General features: G+C 33.8%; 16 protein-coding genes and 2 tRNA genes. 7 read left to right on the forward strand and 11 right to left on the reverse strand.

Annotated features, from left to right (window positions below; all coding sequences use genetic code 11):
- Position 1: 1 nt before the first annotated feature.
- Positions 2 to 382 carry a DUF983 domain-containing protein gene (locus tag BLV35_RS02010; RefSeq protein ID WP_091084014.1) on the reverse strand — a complete coding sequence of 127 codons (381 nt, stop codon included), beginning with the start codon at positions 380 to 382 and terminating at the stop codon, positions 2 to 4.
- Between the two features lie 74 nt (positions 383 to 456).
- On the opposite strand from BLV35_RS02010, the gene BLV35_RS02015 reads away from it, so the two are divergent.
- Entirely contained in the window at positions 457 to 2,364 is a 1,908-nt protein-coding gene (locus tag BLV35_RS02015) for an ABC-F family ATP-binding cassette domain-containing protein (protein ID WP_091084018.1), read from the forward strand.
- A 200-nt stretch (positions 2,365 to 2,564) separates the two neighbouring features.
- Here BLV35_RS02015 and BLV35_RS02020 read toward each other — a convergent pair whose 3' ends face one another.
- The gene (locus BLV35_RS02020; RefSeq protein ID WP_091084022.1) at positions 2,565 to 3,533 is read right to left on the reverse strand and encodes an App1 family protein; all 969 of its coding nucleotides are present in this window, start codon (positions 3,531 to 3,533) and stop codon (positions 2,565 to 2,567) included.
- A gap of 65 nt (positions 3,534 to 3,598) precedes the next feature.
- Between BLV35_RS02020 and BLV35_RS02025 the strand changes: the two genes are divergently transcribed.
- Positions 3,599 to 4,468, forward strand: a complete 870-nt coding sequence (locus BLV35_RS02025) for a diacylglycerol/lipid kinase family protein (RefSeq protein WP_091084025.1) — start codon at positions 3,599 to 3,601, stop codon at positions 4,466 to 4,468.
- An 8-nt stretch (positions 4,469 to 4,476) separates the two neighbouring features.
- On the opposite strand, the gene BLV35_RS02030 is transcribed toward BLV35_RS02025, so the two are convergent.
- Positions 4,477 to 5,625: a peptidogalycan biosysnthesis protein gene (locus BLV35_RS02030; RefSeq protein WP_091084030.1), complete on the reverse strand. Its 1,149-nt coding sequence runs from the start codon at positions 5,623 to 5,625 to the stop codon at positions 4,477 to 4,479.
- A 96-nt stretch (positions 5,626 to 5,721) separates the two neighbouring features.
- Between BLV35_RS02030 and BLV35_RS02035 the strand changes: the two genes are divergently transcribed.
- On the forward strand, positions 5,722 to 5,997 hold the full coding sequence (locus BLV35_RS02035) for a 4a-hydroxytetrahydrobiopterin dehydratase (RefSeq protein WP_091084034.1): 276 nt from the start codon (positions 5,722 to 5,724) through the stop codon (positions 5,995 to 5,997).
- Between the two features lie 57 nt (positions 5,998 to 6,054).
- Here the strand turns inward: BLV35_RS02035 and BLV35_RS02040 are convergent, their stop codons facing one another.
- Entirely contained in the window at positions 6,055 to 6,537 is a 483-nt protein-coding gene (locus tag BLV35_RS02040; RefSeq protein WP_091084039.1) for a DUF1761 domain-containing protein, read from the reverse strand.
- 178 nt (positions 6,538 to 6,715) lie between these two features.
- On the opposite strand from BLV35_RS02040, the gene BLV35_RS02045 reads away from it, so the two are divergent.
- Complete coding sequence (locus tag BLV35_RS02045) at positions 6,716 to 7,570, forward strand: leucine-rich repeat domain-containing protein (RefSeq protein ID WP_176980547.1); 855 nt, start codon at positions 6,716 to 6,718, stop codon at positions 7,568 to 7,570.
- Between the two features lie 204 nt (positions 7,571 to 7,774).
- On the opposite strand, the gene BLV35_RS02050 is transcribed toward BLV35_RS02045, so the two are convergent.
- The 3 genes from BLV35_RS02050 to BLV35_RS02060 all read right to left on the reverse strand — a co-directional run bounded on the left by BLV35_RS02050 (position 7,775) and on the right by BLV35_RS02060 (position 8,850).
- Positions 7,775 to 8,473, reverse strand: a complete 699-nt coding sequence (locus BLV35_RS02050) for a pseudouridine synthase (RefSeq protein WP_091084041.1) — start codon at positions 8,471 to 8,473, stop codon at positions 7,775 to 7,777.
- Positions 8,474 to 8,670: 197 nt separating this feature from the next.
- Positions 8,671 to 8,743: transfer RNA gene (locus BLV35_RS02055), tRNA-Met, on the reverse strand.
- Positions 8,744 to 8,777: 34 nt separating this feature from the next.
- A tRNA-Met gene (locus tag BLV35_RS02060) sits at positions 8,778 to 8,850 on the reverse strand.
- A gap of 117 nt (positions 8,851 to 8,967) precedes the next feature.
- Between BLV35_RS02060 and era the strand changes: the two genes are divergently transcribed.
- A complete protein-coding gene (gene era, locus BLV35_RS02065) occupies positions 8,968 to 9,849 on the forward strand; it encodes a GTPase Era (protein ID WP_074721452.1) in 882 nt (293 codons plus the stop codon).
- 160 nt (positions 9,850 to 10,009) lie between these two features.
- Here the strand turns inward: era and BLV35_RS02070 are convergent, their stop codons facing one another.
- Complete coding sequence (locus BLV35_RS02070; RefSeq protein ID WP_091084044.1) at positions 10,010 to 10,507, reverse strand: hypothetical protein; 498 nt, start codon at positions 10,505 to 10,507, stop codon at positions 10,010 to 10,012.
- Positions 10,508 to 10,615: 108 nt separating this feature from the next.
- On the opposite strand from BLV35_RS02070, the gene der reads away from it, so the two are divergent.
- Together der and BLV35_RS02080 are read left to right on the forward strand one after the other, a co-directional pair.
- On the forward strand, positions 10,616 to 11,926 hold the full coding sequence (gene der, locus BLV35_RS02075) for a ribosome biogenesis GTPase Der (protein ID WP_091084046.1): 1,311 nt from the start codon (positions 10,616 to 10,618) through the stop codon (positions 11,924 to 11,926).
- 79 nt (positions 11,927 to 12,005) lie between these two features.
- On the forward strand, positions 12,006 to 12,797 hold the full coding sequence (locus tag BLV35_RS02080) for an SDR family oxidoreductase (protein ID WP_091084048.1): 792 nt from the start codon (positions 12,006 to 12,008) through the stop codon (positions 12,795 to 12,797).
- A gap of 143 nt (positions 12,798 to 12,940) precedes the next feature.
- Here the strand turns inward: BLV35_RS02080 and BLV35_RS02085 are convergent, their stop codons facing one another.
- The 3 genes from BLV35_RS02085 to BLV35_RS02095 all read right to left on the reverse strand — a co-directional run bounded on the left by BLV35_RS02085 (position 12,941) and on the right by BLV35_RS02095 (position 14,633).
- A complete protein-coding gene (locus tag BLV35_RS02085) occupies positions 12,941 to 13,168 on the reverse strand; it encodes a hypothetical protein (RefSeq protein ID WP_091084050.1) in 228 nt (75 codons plus the stop codon).
- Positions 13,169 to 13,390: 222 nt separating this feature from the next.
- Entirely contained in the window at positions 13,391 to 14,194 is an 804-nt protein-coding gene (locus BLV35_RS02090) for a TPM domain-containing protein (protein WP_091084833.1), read from the reverse strand.
- A gap of 1 nt (position 14,195) precedes the next feature.
- The gene (locus BLV35_RS02095; protein WP_091084054.1) at positions 14,196 to 14,633 is read right to left on the reverse strand and encodes a TPM domain-containing protein; all 438 of its coding nucleotides are present in this window, start codon (positions 14,631 to 14,633) and stop codon (positions 14,196 to 14,198) included.
- Positions 14,634 to 14,727: the final 94 nt, after the last annotated feature.

Consider the following 14,727-nt stretch of genomic DNA (forward strand, 5'->3'; position numbering starts at 1 on the left):
GTTATTGCTTAAAAGTGGGGTCATAAGACACAAACATATTAATATATATATTTCTGGACCATCGTAATACAATTGGAAATAGAACAAGAAGGGAAGCTATTATAGAAATAAAAGCCACTTTTAATGATGAATTTAATAGTACATACGAAATAATAAAGGCAGCAATTCCAATAGCTACATTTAGTCCATAACTGACATACATAGCTCCATAAAAGAAGGAAGGTTCAATTTGGTATTTCAACCCACAATGGCTGCAATTTTCGTTCATTTTTAAGATATTGCCCAAATGAAGTGGATTTGGGTCTAAATACATACTTTCTTTCTGACATTTTGGACAAGTTCCTGTTAAAATGCTATATAATTTGGATCCTTTTTTTAACATTTGCAAAAAATTTAATTTTTCCTTTTTTTGGAGTTACAAATTTACTAATTCGAAAAGGAATAAAATCATAATACATGCTTAATATACACAATTTATCTGTCTCGTTTGGAGGTTCCTATTTATTTGAAGAAGTGACCTTTCGATTGGGTGCCGGAGACCGTGTGGGTCTTGTTGGTAAAAATGGTGCAGGTAAATCTACAATGCTCAAGATGTTGGCTGGGGACTTTCTTCCTGATACAGGAGTGATTTCTCAAGAAAAAGATGTGAGGATGGGTTTTTTGCGTCAGGATATTGATTTTGAGCAAGGTCGTACAGTTTTAGAAGAGGCTTATGAAGCTTTTGTCGATATAAAAGTTGTAGAAAAAAAATTAGAAGAAATCAATCATCAATTAGTCACTCGTACTGATTATGAAAGTGAGGAATATTCGAAAATAATTGAAGATTTATCTGATTATACACATCGTTTTGAATTATTGGGTGGTTATAACTATGTTGGTGACACTGAAAAAATTCTTTTGGGTTTAGGTTTTAAAAGAGAAGTTTTTAATAATCAAACAGAGACTTTCTCTGGAGGTTGGAGGATGCGTATTGAATTAGCTAAATTATTATTACAAGCTAATGATGTTCTGTTGCTGGATGAGCCTACGAATCACCTTGATATCGAAAGTATCATTTGGTTGGAAAGTTTCTTGCGTAATTATATTGGTGTGGTAGTAATTGTTTCGCATGATAAAATGTTTTTAGATAATGTAACTAATAGAACAATTGAAATTTCCCTTGGAAAAGCATACGATTTCAACAAGCCTTACTCTCAATATTTAGAGTTGCGTCATGAAATTCGTGAAAAGCAATTGGCTACACAAAAGAATCAAGCTAAAAAAATTGAAGAGACAGAAAAATTAATCGAGAAATTCCGTGCAAAAGCTTCTAAAGCTTCCATGGCACAATCGATGATAAAAAAGCTAGATAAAATAGAACGTATCGAAGTCGATGAAGATGATAATTCTGTTATGAATATCTCTTTTCCGCTTTCTAAAGTTCCCGGTCGTGTTGTAATCGAAGCAGACCATGTTACAAAAAGCTATGGAGATAAAACCATTTTAAAAGACATTTCACTGTTGGTAGAGCGTGGAAGCAAGATTGCTTTTGTCGGTCAAAACGGACAAGGTAAATCAACTTTTATTAAGGCTATTGTTAACGAATTTGAATATGAAGGAGATATAAAGTTAGGTCATAATGTACAAGTAGGTTATTTTGCGCAAAACCAAGCGGAGTACTTGGATGGTGAGATTACGTTACTTCAAACTATGGAAGATGCCGCTTCAGATACCAATCGTTCTAAAGTACGCGATATGTTGGGTTCATTCCTCTTTCGTGGCGATGATGTAGAGAAAAAGGTAAAAGTCCTTTCAGGAGGAGAAAGAAACCGTCTAGCGCTTTGTAAATTGCTGTTGCAACCTATAAATGTGTTGGTAATGGATGAGCCTACGAATCACTTAGATATTAAATCTAAGAACGTTTTGAAAGCAGCATTGCAAAAATATGAAGGTACTTTACTTCTGGTTTCTCACGATAGAGATTTTCTTCAGGGAATGTCTAACATAGTTTATGAATTTAGAGATCAAAAGATAAAAGAATACTTAGGGGATGTTAACTACTTCTTAGAGCAACGCAATTTAGAGAATATGCGCGAAGTCGAGAAGAAGGATGCGCTTAAAGCAGCCGCTCCCAAAGACAGTAATAAAGCTTCCTATGAAGAACAAAAAAAGGGGAAAGCATTACAGAATCGTTTGAGTAAAATAGAAAGTCAAATTAAGCAATTAGAAAAAGACATTCAGCATGACGATAAAATGTTAGCTTCAAATTACAATAAAAACATTGAAGACGCTTCTTTCTTTAAAGCATACAATAAAAAGAAAGCCGAGTTAGATAAATTACTTTTGGACTGGGAAGTGGTTCAAGAAGAGATTGATAAAGCCTAATTAATAGGTAATTTCAGAATTTTTGAGGAGCTTTTTCCAGCTGTTCATTACATCCTTTCTGGTCTCGTTTATTTTTTTCTACATACTAAAAGGAGCTTCCGTTGGTCGCTCTTTTAGTCTAAGAAAAAATATAACGAGGCTGTAAAAGGATTTCATTGCCATCTGGGCTATTGCATCCTTGCAGTGAATAACTTCTTTTTTTAAGAAATTAAACCTGCCTTCTTAGAATGTGAAATCGCTTGGGCACTATTTTTAAAATAGCAAACCGAAATATCCAGCGTTTCTAGATTTTCTAATATTTTCGTTACCTTCTCTTTTTTATATTCCCCCGTTTGTCTTATATACACCGCTTTCACAGTCAATGGAAAAATTTTACTTATAGCTTCATATAAAAAAGGGTCATGTTGGGAGTCATCTCCAATCAGTACATACTTCAAACTGGGATAGAATTCTAAAATATGTTTTATTTTTTCAAACTTATGATTGTGTCCGCCTCTTCCAGACCATAAGAAATTCAGTAGACTTGTTTTGATGTCTTTTAATAGTAAAACAGCTTTGGGTAATTTGTGGATTTCGGTAAACAGTACAAGAAATCGGTACAAATTCCACTCACTACTGGAGACATAAAAAAAAGCATTTAGTTCTCCTACGTTCGTTCTTCCTGAAGAGCTTAATGCTTGGAAATGTGGAACAACATCTTCAAAAACTTTTCTAGAATGGACATTCCTAAATAAGAGATGGTATAATTTTTTAAACGGATTTAGGGTATAGGAAACTAGAAATGTATCATCAATGTCTGATATGATTCCTAAATTACCTATCCTCGGTCGGAAATAGCTTTCTTTGGTTACAATAGTTTCGTTCTTATAAATGATACTTACTTCATAATCGATCCAACCATAATCCTCAGTTTGTGCTAGCGGAATGCAAAATTTGAAGTAACCATCAACTAAGGTTTTTGTATGTATTTTTATATCGTTGTGGACTAGGTAAACGTCTGCATTTGCTTGTGTTTTAATTCGAAACATACTGATTACGGATCTTGCATTTCTTAAGTTTTTTGAAAGGAAATCGTAATCTTTTTTTGTGGTAGGTTTGAAAACATGGCCCATCACAATTAGTTCTTGCTCATTTGCATAACCACGATATAATTTTAGGATCGGTCTCATTTTGTTTACTACTTTTGAAGTATGTTGAAAATTAATTATTTTTAATCAATAAAAGAAATAAAACTTTGAAAAAGAATATCATATTGATTGTTAATCCTGTTGCGGGGGGAATTGACAAATCAGAAATTATTGAAGCAACTTCAGTTTTTGCAGATAAGGAAGGGCTGAATTTAGTGTTGTATACTACTACAGCCGGTGATGATACTTCTAAAATTAAAGGTTTATATGATACATTCAAGCCAGAAAGAGTAATTGTAGCAGGAGGTGATGGAACCATAAAATTAGTAGCTGAAGCATTGGAAGGTGTAGATGTTATTTTTGGGATAATTCCTGCTGGCTCCGCTAATGGCTTGGCTACAGATCTAAATATTCCTAAAAGACTGGAAGATAATCTGCCAATAGCTTTTCATCATACTTTTATGGAAATGGATATGATAGTTATAAATGGCAACAAAAGTTTACATCTTAGTGATCTGGGGTTAAATGCAGAACTCATAAAAAACTATGAGAGTAGTGCTATACATGGTAAATGGGGGTATGCGTTGCAAGTTTTTAATACTTTGGTTGAGAAAGAAGAACCTTTCTCTGCAACAATTACTGCTAATGGTCAGATCTTTGAATGTGTAGCGCAAATGATAGTTATAGCTAATTCTAAAAAATACGGAACAGGAATTGTTATTAATCCTCAGGGAATTATGAATGACGGAAAATTTGAATTGGTACTTTTAAAAAATCTAGATTTGCCCATTTTTGCTAAAATTATTGCGGGTAATATACCAGTAGAATCTGGCGATATCGAGATCATTTCAACTGATAAGGCAAATATCAAATTAAACTCAGCAGTAAGTTTTCAAATAGATGGGGAATATTGTGGTAGAGAAACAGAACTGAATGTGTCCATTTCTCCAAAAAAGTTTAAAGTAGCCATTCCGTAATAATTTATTTACTTAAATGGATTTCGTTCTTTCCATTCCATTTTAGGTTCAAAATAGCTAAAAGTTCTTGAAACAAAAAGGTTTACAAAAGGATTGCTGTGTTGCATCATTCCATACATATCCACCGGTTGTGCTCCCACTGAACTTTTAATTTCTAATGCTGTTCTGGCAAAAATAATACGGCTGTATTCTTTGTTAATTGAGAAACCAATCATGTCGTAGAGCATGTTTAGGTATAACATTTTTTCTCGTTGATAGATTTCGTCATAACCTAAAAAATAGGTATCAATGTCTTTTCCGTTTTTTATCAGTGTGTTGAATCCAATTAATTCGTCTCCTACGAAGTAACCGTAAAAAAGAAATTTATCTTTTAGTAGTGTTTTTAAAGTTTTAAAATGGTTTTCAGATAAGTAAAAGGTGTTAAACGGAGCATTCTTAGCCACATTCATATACAATGCATATATTCTTGAATTATAGCTCGTGATTTCTTCGAGAGATAATTTTCTTTTCGAAATTCCTTCTGCTTTTTTTCGCGCCCTTTTATACTGGTCTCGGTATTTTTTAGATAAATCTGCAATGTAATCATCAAAGTTAGACCAGGAATCCCTAATGTTGAAAATCATATTAGGTTGGGTTGTAAACTGAAAAAAGGATTTAAACTCTGGGATTTTAAAAAATGGAATTCGCTCTTCAGCAAAATCTTTAAAAATCGTAAGATGTATTTTTGTGCCGTTTGTACGGAAATTTTTCTTTAACTCATCTGTCGCTTTTTTTAATAATGCTAATCCTTCTGATGCTGGCAATTTTGATCCAAAACACCATCCATTTTGCCCAGTCAGCATATTGTTACCAAGTACCAATACATTAGAACTGAAATTTTTGAAGACAAAGTCGCGTACGATTGTTTTTAGACAATGGTCTCTTTCTCCAAAGGAATGTAGTTCACTTAAGTTGATATACTGCGTCACTGCTATGCCAACCAATTCTTCATTAAGAAACATTCCGATAAAATGGCACTGCACATTTTTTGGAGCTGAAATCGCTAATATTTCTAAATAATCTCTAGAAAGAAAGATGTTGTTTGTTGCCAAAGAGTCCCAATTTGAAGGAATATTTGTAACCGAAGAATAAATTTGGAAGGAAAAGGTAGAGCTCAAGGGATGGAAAAGTTAGTATTTGTCTAAATTAATATATAAAGTTAAATAGCAAAGCAATTAGACAAATTTTAACTAATTTTAATAAAAACGGAAATCATGAATATATACAATGAAATCACAGCTCAACCTATTTTAAAAGAGTTAAAAGACTGGAAGTATAATGATAGCGGAATCGAAAAGAAATTTGTATTCAAGAATTTTAGTCAAGCACTCGCTTTTATAGTTCAGGTAGGTATTATAGCTGAGAAACACAATCACCACCCTGAACTTTTTAATGTCTATAATAAGGTAGATATTCGCTTATCAACTCATGATGCAGACGGTTTAACGGATAAAGATTTTAATTTGGCAAAAGCCATTGAGCAACTATAAAATAAATCTCGCCTCTTTATTCTAAAAGAGGCGAAACTGTATAATAAAAGGAAATGGTTATGCCCAAGCGCAAATTATACCGCCCATTAGCATAAAACAAACGATCCAGAACCCACCATTTATTAAAGTGTATTTCCAACTTCTTTTTTCGAATAATGCATTGGTTCCAATAATTGGTAATGCAAGAAACAAACCAGCAATAAAGCCGTGAAGCAGGCCGTGTTTAAACGTGCGGAAGACAGTTCCATAATCAGCCATGAAGTTAGCATAGGATGGTTTTGCCAATGCTGGATCACCTCCAACCATACTGACTGCACCCCATTGATGAATGACTAAAAATTGAAGAGTCATCGCAATTAGAAAAGCATAAAATACTGCCATTCCAAAAATTAATGACATGTTTCTAGTTTTCATTATGTCTTCGGTCATACCCGCTTCTTTCATCCATATAGTTCCAAAAACTTTTGGGTGATACCAAACAAATCCTACGAGTAATGTTGATACCGCTGCAACTAAAAGTGCTAAAAAATTGATTTCCATAGAGTTAGTTTTTTAATTAACAAATCAAATGTAGTATATTTTTTAGTAATAGTAAAACAAGATTATGTAAGAAAAACACTCTTTAAATCAATAATAAGATGTAGTTCGTCGATTTTATTTGTCGATAATCTGTTTATTATGTACATTTAATCATTCGAAAACGTATAAATTCAAGATTATGAAAAATATTTTTACTCTACTACTAACAGTTTTGGCATCAGTTTCAATGATGGCAGAAGTTTCAGTTTCTGATAAAACAGTTCTTTTGAAATTGTATAATGCTACAAACGGAGCAAATTGGAATACAAAGTGGGATTTATCTTCCCCTATATCAACTTGGTATGGTGTTGTATTGGAAGGAGATAAAGTAGTATCAATAAATTTAGCAAATAATAATCTTACTGGTGAAATACCTAGTGAAATCGTTAACCTTAGTGATTTAAGAGAACTGAATTTACATAAAAACGGGATATCTGGTATCATACCATCCGCTTTAGAAAATTTGAAACAATTAGTGGTTTTGGATTTATCATTTAATAAATTGACAGGAACTATTCCATCTTCAGTAGGGGAGTTGAACAAGTTGGTCGTTCTTGAACTTTATATGAATAGACTTTCTGGTGAATTGCCTGCTCAAATTGGAAAATTAAAACACTTAGAAACGTTGGCCGCTTTTAATAATGAATTGGAAGGTCAAATACCAAGTTCGCTTTATGATGTTGCTACGTTAAAGACATTGCTTTTAAGCAGTAATAAGCTAAGAGGTAAATTAAGTGCCGAAATCGCGAAGTTAACAATGTTAGAGAACCTTAGTTTATTTGAAAACCAAATGGAAGGTCAAGTTCCTTTTGATTTAGAGAAATTAAATAACTTAAAAGAAATGAATATCTCTTACAACCAATTTAGTGGATTAATATCAAGAAAATTAGCAGTGTTAGATACTTTAAATATGACAATGGTAAACGATAAAGGTGTTGCTATTTTGTTAGATGTGGCGATGGATATTGAAAGACCTTTAGTGTCTGAAGATTAATAATAATAACTTCATATTAAATATATAGTTTGTTGTTTTGAATAAGTTTAGTTAGTTTTATTAAACCTGCGTGGCTAGAGCTTCATGGGTTTTTTTAGTAGCGGGAAATATTGAAATAGCTTAGGTTTTTTTTGAGGATTATTAGAGTGTTTTATCATGCGCATCTTAAATTTTAAATAGAACAATAATTTAAAAAATAATTTTCTATTTATACTTACTTAAATCTAGATTAAGAATAGTTCCTACTCTGCTAAACTCTTCATTAATCTTAGCATTCAAGATTAGTTGACTATTATCTATAGGGTGATTAAAAATTAGTTGATGTGCGTGGAGCATCATTCCTTTTAGGTCATAATTCTCGAGCCATAATTTATTTTGTTTGTTGCAGCCATGAGGACGACTTCCTAAAATGGGATGAAAAATATGTTTGAAATGTTTACGTAATTGATGCATACGTCCGGTTTCAGGAATCGCTTCTACCAAAGAATAACGTGAAGTTGGTTGATTGTTAAACTCTAAGGCAACTTCTGCATTTTGCAAACGATGAAAGTAGGTTATTGCATTTTGCTTAATGTCATCATCATTGGTTAAATCATAATCAATCGTTAATTCTTCGGGTGGCCAACCACGTAAAATGGCTAAATATTTTTTTTCGACTTCGCGTGCGGCAAAACGATCATTCATGATTTTTAAAATTTCTTTATTAAGTGCAAATAACAAGACGCCAGATGTTTTGCGGTCTAATCGGTGAATAGGGTAAACGTGTTGTCCTCCGATTTGATTTCTCAATTCTTGAATTGCATACACTTTTGCGTCGCGTGCATAAAATGATTTATGAACCAATAATCCACTTGGTTTATTAATTGCTATAATATATTCGTCTTGATAAAGAATTTCTAACATTTGGCAAAAATAAAAGAGATTTCGATTATAATCAGTTTTCTGACTAGTTTATTTCTAAGATTTTTCCTGTTCCTCGAAGAGTTCTGATGTTAGCTGTGCAAATGTCTTCTGACTTCGTACCCGAAATCTGAATCAGAGATTGTTTTGTAAATCTAATTAAACGAAAAAAACCTTTCATTTCTGAAAGGTTTTCTTAGTAGCGGGAACTGGACTCGAACCAGTGACCTTCGGGTTATGAGCCCGACGAGCTGCCTACTGCTCTATCCCGCGATGTGCGTTTGTAATCTCAATAAAATTAACTTAGTAGCGGGAACTGGACTCGAACCAGTGACCTTCGGGTTATGAGCCCGACGAGCTGCCTACTGCTCTATCCCGCGTTGTTTCGGGTGCAAAGGTACAACGAATTTTATCATTTGCAACAAAAATTTTAAAAAATGTTTTATTTTATCTATTCACTTGATATAACTACCTTTGTAAAATAAATAATATATTAAATGTCACATAAAGCAGGTTTTGTAAATATCATAGGGAATCCAAACGTTGGGAAGTCCACATTAATGAATGCCTTTGTAGGGGAAAGGTTGTCTATCATTACGTCTAAGGCACAAACGACTCGTCATAGAATCCTTGGGATCGTAAACGGAGAAGATTTTCAAATGATTTTGTCTGATACTCCGGGAATTATTAAGCCTGCGTACGAAATGCAAGCGTCGATGATGAACTTTGTAAAGTCCGCTTTTGAAGATGCTGACATTTTAATTTACATGGTCGAAATAGGAGAGCAAGATTTAAAAGACGAAGCGTTCTTCAATAAAATCATTCATTCAAAAATACCTGTTTTATTATTGTTGAATAAAATTGACAACTCTAATCAGGAACAATTAGAAAAACAAGTGGCTTTTTGGACAGAGAAAGTGCCTAATGCAGAAATATATCCTATATCAGCTTTGCAGAACTTTAATGTTCCAGAAGTTTTCCAAAGAATAATTTCGCTTTTACCAGAATCACCGGCCTATTATCCAAAAGATCAATTAACAGACAAGCCAGAGCGTTTCTTTGTAAATGAAACGATTCGTGAGAAAATATTGTTGAATTACAGTAAAGAAATTCCATACGCGGTAGAAATTGTAACGGAAGAGTTTTTTGAAGATGAAAACATCATTAGAATACGTTCTTTGATTATGGTGGAGCGTGAAACGCAAAAAGGAATTATTATCGGGCATAAAGGAGCTGCACTAAAGAAAGTAGGGATGGATGCTCGTGCCGATTTAGAGAAATTCTTCGGAAAGCAAATCCACATCGAATTGTATGTGAAAGTAAATAAAAACTGGAGAAGCAACGTCAACATGTTAAAGCGTTTTGGTTACAACCAATAAGCTTTTCGTTTTATCGTTTTGATGTTATATCAAGAATAAAGAATCTAGCATTTGGTTTTGCCAGATCTTGCAAATAAAAAAATCAATATTAGAATTGAAATTCTGATATTGATTTTTTTATTTGCACAATTCGCTCGTGACGGGATAAGGTTTGTAATAATTAGGATGCTAGAATCTTTAAGAAGAGGGTTTCTAATTCATTCATTTGGTCATGGCCATTTTCGCGAATTTGTTTTGCAATAAAATACAATAGAAACCATGAAAATACCATGAGGGCAATGACTATGAAATCGAACGTCATGCTATTTTTTAAAACATAGTCAGAATAGGCTATGCCACTAAACGTTAAAAATAGTCCGGCAATTATAAAATGTAGAAACATAAAAAAGGTCCATAATGTAGGGTCAGGGCCAAATAAGCCTCTTATATGTGTTTCGTTCTCGTTTTTAGGCTCTAATTCCAAATGTAAATGTGGGGAATAATAGGACTTTTTGTTGTCTTTGATATTGAGCCAAATATGCGTCCCGCCCGTTTTTACAGAAAAATCGTCGCAGTTTGATTTTTTGTAGTTTTCAAATTTTTGAAGCACTGTGGCAGTGCTTTCTGGAACATCTTTATAAAATCGTAAACGTAATCTTAGTTCATTATTAGTGTCCATAGTGGTAAACTTATATCAGTTAAAAAGGTAAGCCTGCGCTAATATATCAAAAAAATTGATAGTCACGGGATTAAACACTACCTTTGCAGAATATTTGAAAATTAGATTATGAATAACATTGTTGCGATAGTAGGAAGACCTAATGTAGGGAAATCAACCCTTTTTAATAGGCTGATACAAAGAAGAGAAGCTATTGTAGATTCAGTTTCGGGAGTTACCCGAGATAGAAACTATGGTAAAAGCGAGTGGAACGGAAAAGAGTTTTCTGTTATTGATACAGGAGGATACGTTCGTGGATCTGATGACGTTTTTGAAGGCGAAATCCGTAAGCAAGTAGAATTAGCAATCGACGAAGCCGATGTTATTATATTTGTTGTTGATGTCGAAGAAGGGATCACGCCAATGGATGATGCTGTTGCAAGATTATTACGTAAAGTGACTAAGCCAGTTTTACTTGCTGTAAATAAAGTAGATAACGCGATGCGTGAAAAAGATGCGATTGAATTCTATAACTTAGGTTTAGGAGAATATTACACTTTTGCAAGTATTTCTGGAAGTGGAACTGGAGATTTATTGGATGCATTAATTGATGCATTTCCTATAAAGCCAGAACCAACACAAGAGGAAATTGCATTACCTCGTTTTGCAGTTGTTGGTCGTCCAAATGCAGGAAAATCAAGTTTTATCAATGCATTAATTGGTAAAGACAGATATATTGTTACTGATATTGCGGGTACTACTCGTGATTCTATTGATACAAAATTTGACCGTTTTGGTTTCGAATTTAACTTAGTTGATACAGCTGGAATTCGTCGTAAGGCTAAAGTAAAGGAAGATTTAGAGTTTTATTCTGTAATGCGTTCAGTTCGTGCTATTGAGCACTCTGATATTTGTATTTTGATAATTGATGCCACTCGTGGATTTGAAGGTCAAGATCAAAGTATTTTTTGGTTGGCTGAAAAGAATAGAAAAGGGGTTGTTATTCTTGTTAACAAATGGGATTTGGTCGAAAAAGAAACCATGTCAACAAGAGATTATGAAGAGAAAATAAGAGAAGAATTAATGCCATTTACGGATGTGCCTATTCTTTTTGTTTCTGCATTAACAAAACAACGTTTATTGAAAGCGTTAGAAGCAACTGTAAAAGTTTTCGAAAGCAGACAACAACGTATTGCTACTTCTAAATTCAATGAATACATGTTGAAAGTGATTGAAGCATACCCACCACCTGCAACTAAAGGGAAATATGTGAAAATCAAATATTGTATGCAATTGCCAACGAAAACACCACAGTTTGTGTTTTTTGCTAATATGCCACAATATGTAAAAGAACCTTACAAACGTTACCTTGAAAATAAAATTAGAGACAACTGGGATTTTTCAGGTGTGCCAATAGATATTTATATTAGAGAAAAATAGTTTTTATTTCCATTTTTATAGAAGAAAGTTTATCGAGTTAGTCATAACTCGGTAAACTTTTTTACATTTATAATAAAAAATGGCATCTATAAATAACAAGGTGGTTTGGATTACTGGAGCTTCTAGTGGCATTGGGGAGGCTTTGGCATATGAATTAAGCCAGAGAAACTGCAAACTCATCCTTTCTGCTCGTAATGTTGGAAATCTCGAACGGGTGAAAGCCCAATGTTTGAATGCCGAGGTCGAAGTTCTTCCGTTTGATTTGGCTGATTTCAGTAATGTCAAAAATCATGTAGAAAAAGCCATTTCTTTTTTTGGAAAAATTGACATTCTAATCAATAATGGCGGAGTGAGTCAACGTTCACTTTTAGTGGATACTGATTTTGATGTGGACAGAAAACTAATTGAAGTAGATTATTTAGGAACGGTTGCTATCACAAAGGCGTTATTACCGCATTTTATTTCGAATAAAAAAGGACATTTTGTAACCATTACTAGTTTAATGGGAAAATTCGGTTCTCCATATCGCTCCGGTTATTGTGGAGCAAAACATGCTTTACATGGCTTTTTTGATGTGCTGCGAATGGAGCATCAAAAAGACAATATCAATGTCACAATCATTTGCCCAGGTTTCATACAAACGAATGTCGCAGTAAACGCACTTACGGGAGATGGATCACTACAAAATAGCAACGACCAGGCTACGCTGAACGGTATGCCGGTAGCGGTCTTCGCTAAAAAATTAGTTAAAGCTGTCGAATCTAATTCGTTTGAATCTTATATAGGAGGAAAAGAAGTGCTCGGCATTTATATAAAACGATTTTTCCCTAAACTGCTACATCGTCTTGTGCTAAAAAGCGAAGTACGATAATATTTCTATGTTTCTTTTGTAGACGACATAAAAGTATAAGGTGAATAGTACTTACGGAGAAAGATAATTGCAATTTACTGTAATAATAACCAGAAAAAAATCTCGATTTTTTTTTTAATTAGACCTCGCCTATTAGTTTTTCTCTAATGATCCAAAGCATCCATAGGGTGATCTTCGTACCAATCTTTAAACATTTTTGTAGTGGTGTATTTGTCAGTGAGTACCCTATAAACTATAAATAGAATCAGTAGTTCTCCAAATATTAGTAAACTTAGAAGTAGTAGTACTGTTATATTAGTTTGAGATAAAGCTGCAAAAATAAATACAAATACTGTGGTAAACCAGACGAGTTTTATTGAAAAATTTTTCATGACTTTTTTCTATTAAAGTTACAATTAGTAACTTTAAAAGTTAGTTAACTATTTGATAAACAATTACTAAAAGAGTAGCGCTGCAAGTTTTAATCTAAAGCGATCAGTTTTACTGCAAAGAAGTGTTTTACCGTAGGGCACTTAACAAATGAAATAAGGTGTAATCATAAAAAAAGCTGCAATTTGCAGCTTTTTTTATGATTGTATCTTGTGATTTTCTTTTTACCAGCTTCCGCTCGAACCTCCTCCAGAAAATCCACCACCGCCAAATCCACCACCGAATCCGCCACCGCCAAATCCTCCACCAGAAGATCCACCGCCAAAACCACCGCCTCCGCCACCACGACCAAGGCTGCTTAGGAGAATGACATCTAATAAACTTGGGCCACCACCTCCGCGATTCCCAGAGTTACCACCTCCACCTTTATTTTTAGAAATAAGGACAAGGATAATCACGATAATAATAATGAAAGGTAAAATAGGAAAATCTTTTCCTTTGGTCTGTTTTCTTTCGCCTTTATACTTGCCTTTAAAGACATCAATCAACGCGTCTGTTCCTTTGTCAAGTCCGTTGTAGTAACTACCGGATTTGAATTCAGGAGTAATAATATTTCTAATTATTTCACCACCAATTCCTGCAGTTAATCGGTCCTCAAGACCGTAACCAGGATTGATTGCTATTTTTCTTTCGGCTTTAGCCACCAAGATTATAACACCATTGTCTTCTTTTGCTTGGCCGATTCCCCATGTTTGAGCCCAGTTAGTGGCTAATTGGCTCACATCTTCCCCTTTCAGGCTTTCAATGGTAATGACTACTATTTGTGTAGTAGTGGAATCAGAATAATGGATTAATTTTTCTTCTAATTGAAGTTTTTCCGTTGAGCTAAGAACGTTAGCATAGTCATAAACTGAAGTTGCTAAACTGGGTTTCTCAGGTATTGTAAATTGTGCGAAGCCTATTTGTGTAATAAAAAAACAAATAAGTAGTTTAAAATAAAGAGAGGTATTTAATTTAGGTATAATCATATTAGCCTTTTGAGATTTCGTTTGATAATTCATTCGTGTCATCTTCAGACCAAGGGAAATGCTTTTTTAATTGTTCTCCAGCGATAAGAATTCCGTCAACTAGGCCTTGTTTGTAATTACTGTTTTTAAAATGAGCAACCATAGCCTCTTTGGTGCTGTCCCAAAAATCATTTGCAACAACATCATTAATCCCTTGATCTCCGCAAATTACAAATGTTTTGTCTTCTACGGCTAGGTAAATTAGAACCCCGTTTTTTAGTTGGGTTTCGTCCATTTTTAGTTCGTTAAAAACTTCTAACGCACGATCATATGCGTCTAATTCAGTCGTTTTTTCTAAATGAACTCTAATCTCTCCAGAAGTGTTTTTTTCGGCCACGCGAATAGCTTCAACAATTTCTTGTTCTTCTTCTTGGGTTAAAAAATCTTCTACTTTTGACATGGGAAAAGTTTTTGAATGAAGATTAACGATTTTTGATTTTAGAAGTATGTACTCTGCAATCAAAAATCGTTAATCAAAAATTTGAAATCGTTTT

The organism is Flavobacterium gillisiae, assembly GCF_900107635.1.
Lineage (GTDB): Bacteria > Bacteroidota > Bacteroidia > Flavobacteriales > Flavobacteriaceae > Flavobacterium > Flavobacterium gillisiae.

Bases quoted from the DNA above. Each gene is read 5' to 3' on its own strand.
- BLV35_RS02090 (WP_091084833.1), bottom strand. From the start codon at position 14,194: ATGATTATACCTAAATTAAATACCTCTCTTTATTTTAAACTACTTATT.
- BLV35_RS02015 (WP_091084018.1), top strand. From the start codon at position 457: ATGCTTAATATACACAATTTATCTGTCTCGTTTGGAGGTTCCTATTTA.
- BLV35_RS02035 (WP_091084034.1), top strand. From the start codon at position 5,722: ATGAATATATACAATGAAATCACAGCTCAACCTATTTTAAAAGAGTTA.
- BLV35_RS02040 (WP_091084039.1), bottom strand. From the start codon at position 6,537: ATGGAAATCAATTTTTTAGCACTTTTAGTTGCAGCGGTATCAACATTA.
- BLV35_RS02085 (WP_091084050.1), bottom strand. From the start codon at position 13,168: ATGAAAAATTTTTCAATAAAACTCGTCTGGTTTACCACAGTATTTGTA.
- BLV35_RS02080 (WP_091084048.1), top strand. From the start codon at position 12,006: ATGGCATCTATAAATAACAAGGTGGTTTGGATTACTGGAGCTTCTAGT.
- der (WP_091084046.1), top strand. From the start codon at position 10,616: ATGAATAACATTGTTGCGATAGTAGGAAGACCTAATGTAGGGAAATCA.
- BLV35_RS02095 (WP_091084054.1), bottom strand. From the start codon at position 14,633: ATGTCAAAAGTAGAAGATTTTTTAACCCAAGAAGAAGAACAAGAAATT.
- BLV35_RS02020 (WP_091084022.1), bottom strand. From the start codon at position 3,533: ATGAGACCGATCCTAAAATTATATCGTGGTTATGCAAATGAGCAAGAA.
- BLV35_RS02045 (WP_176980547.1), top strand. From the start codon at position 6,716: ATGAAAAATATTTTTACTCTACTACTAACAGTTTTGGCATCAGTTTCA.
- BLV35_RS02010 (WP_091084014.1), bottom strand. From the start codon at position 382: ATGTTAAAAAAAGGATCCAAATTATATAGCATTTTAACAGGAACTTGT.
- BLV35_RS02070 (WP_091084044.1), bottom strand. From the start codon at position 10,507: ATGGACACTAATAATGAACTAAGATTACGTTTACGATTTTATAAAGAT.
- era (WP_074721452.1), top strand. From the start codon at position 8,968: ATGTCACATAAAGCAGGTTTTGTAAATATCATAGGGAATCCAAACGTT.
- BLV35_RS02050 (WP_091084041.1), bottom strand. From the start codon at position 8,473: ATGTTAGAAATTCTTTATCAAGACGAATATATTATAGCAATTAATAAA.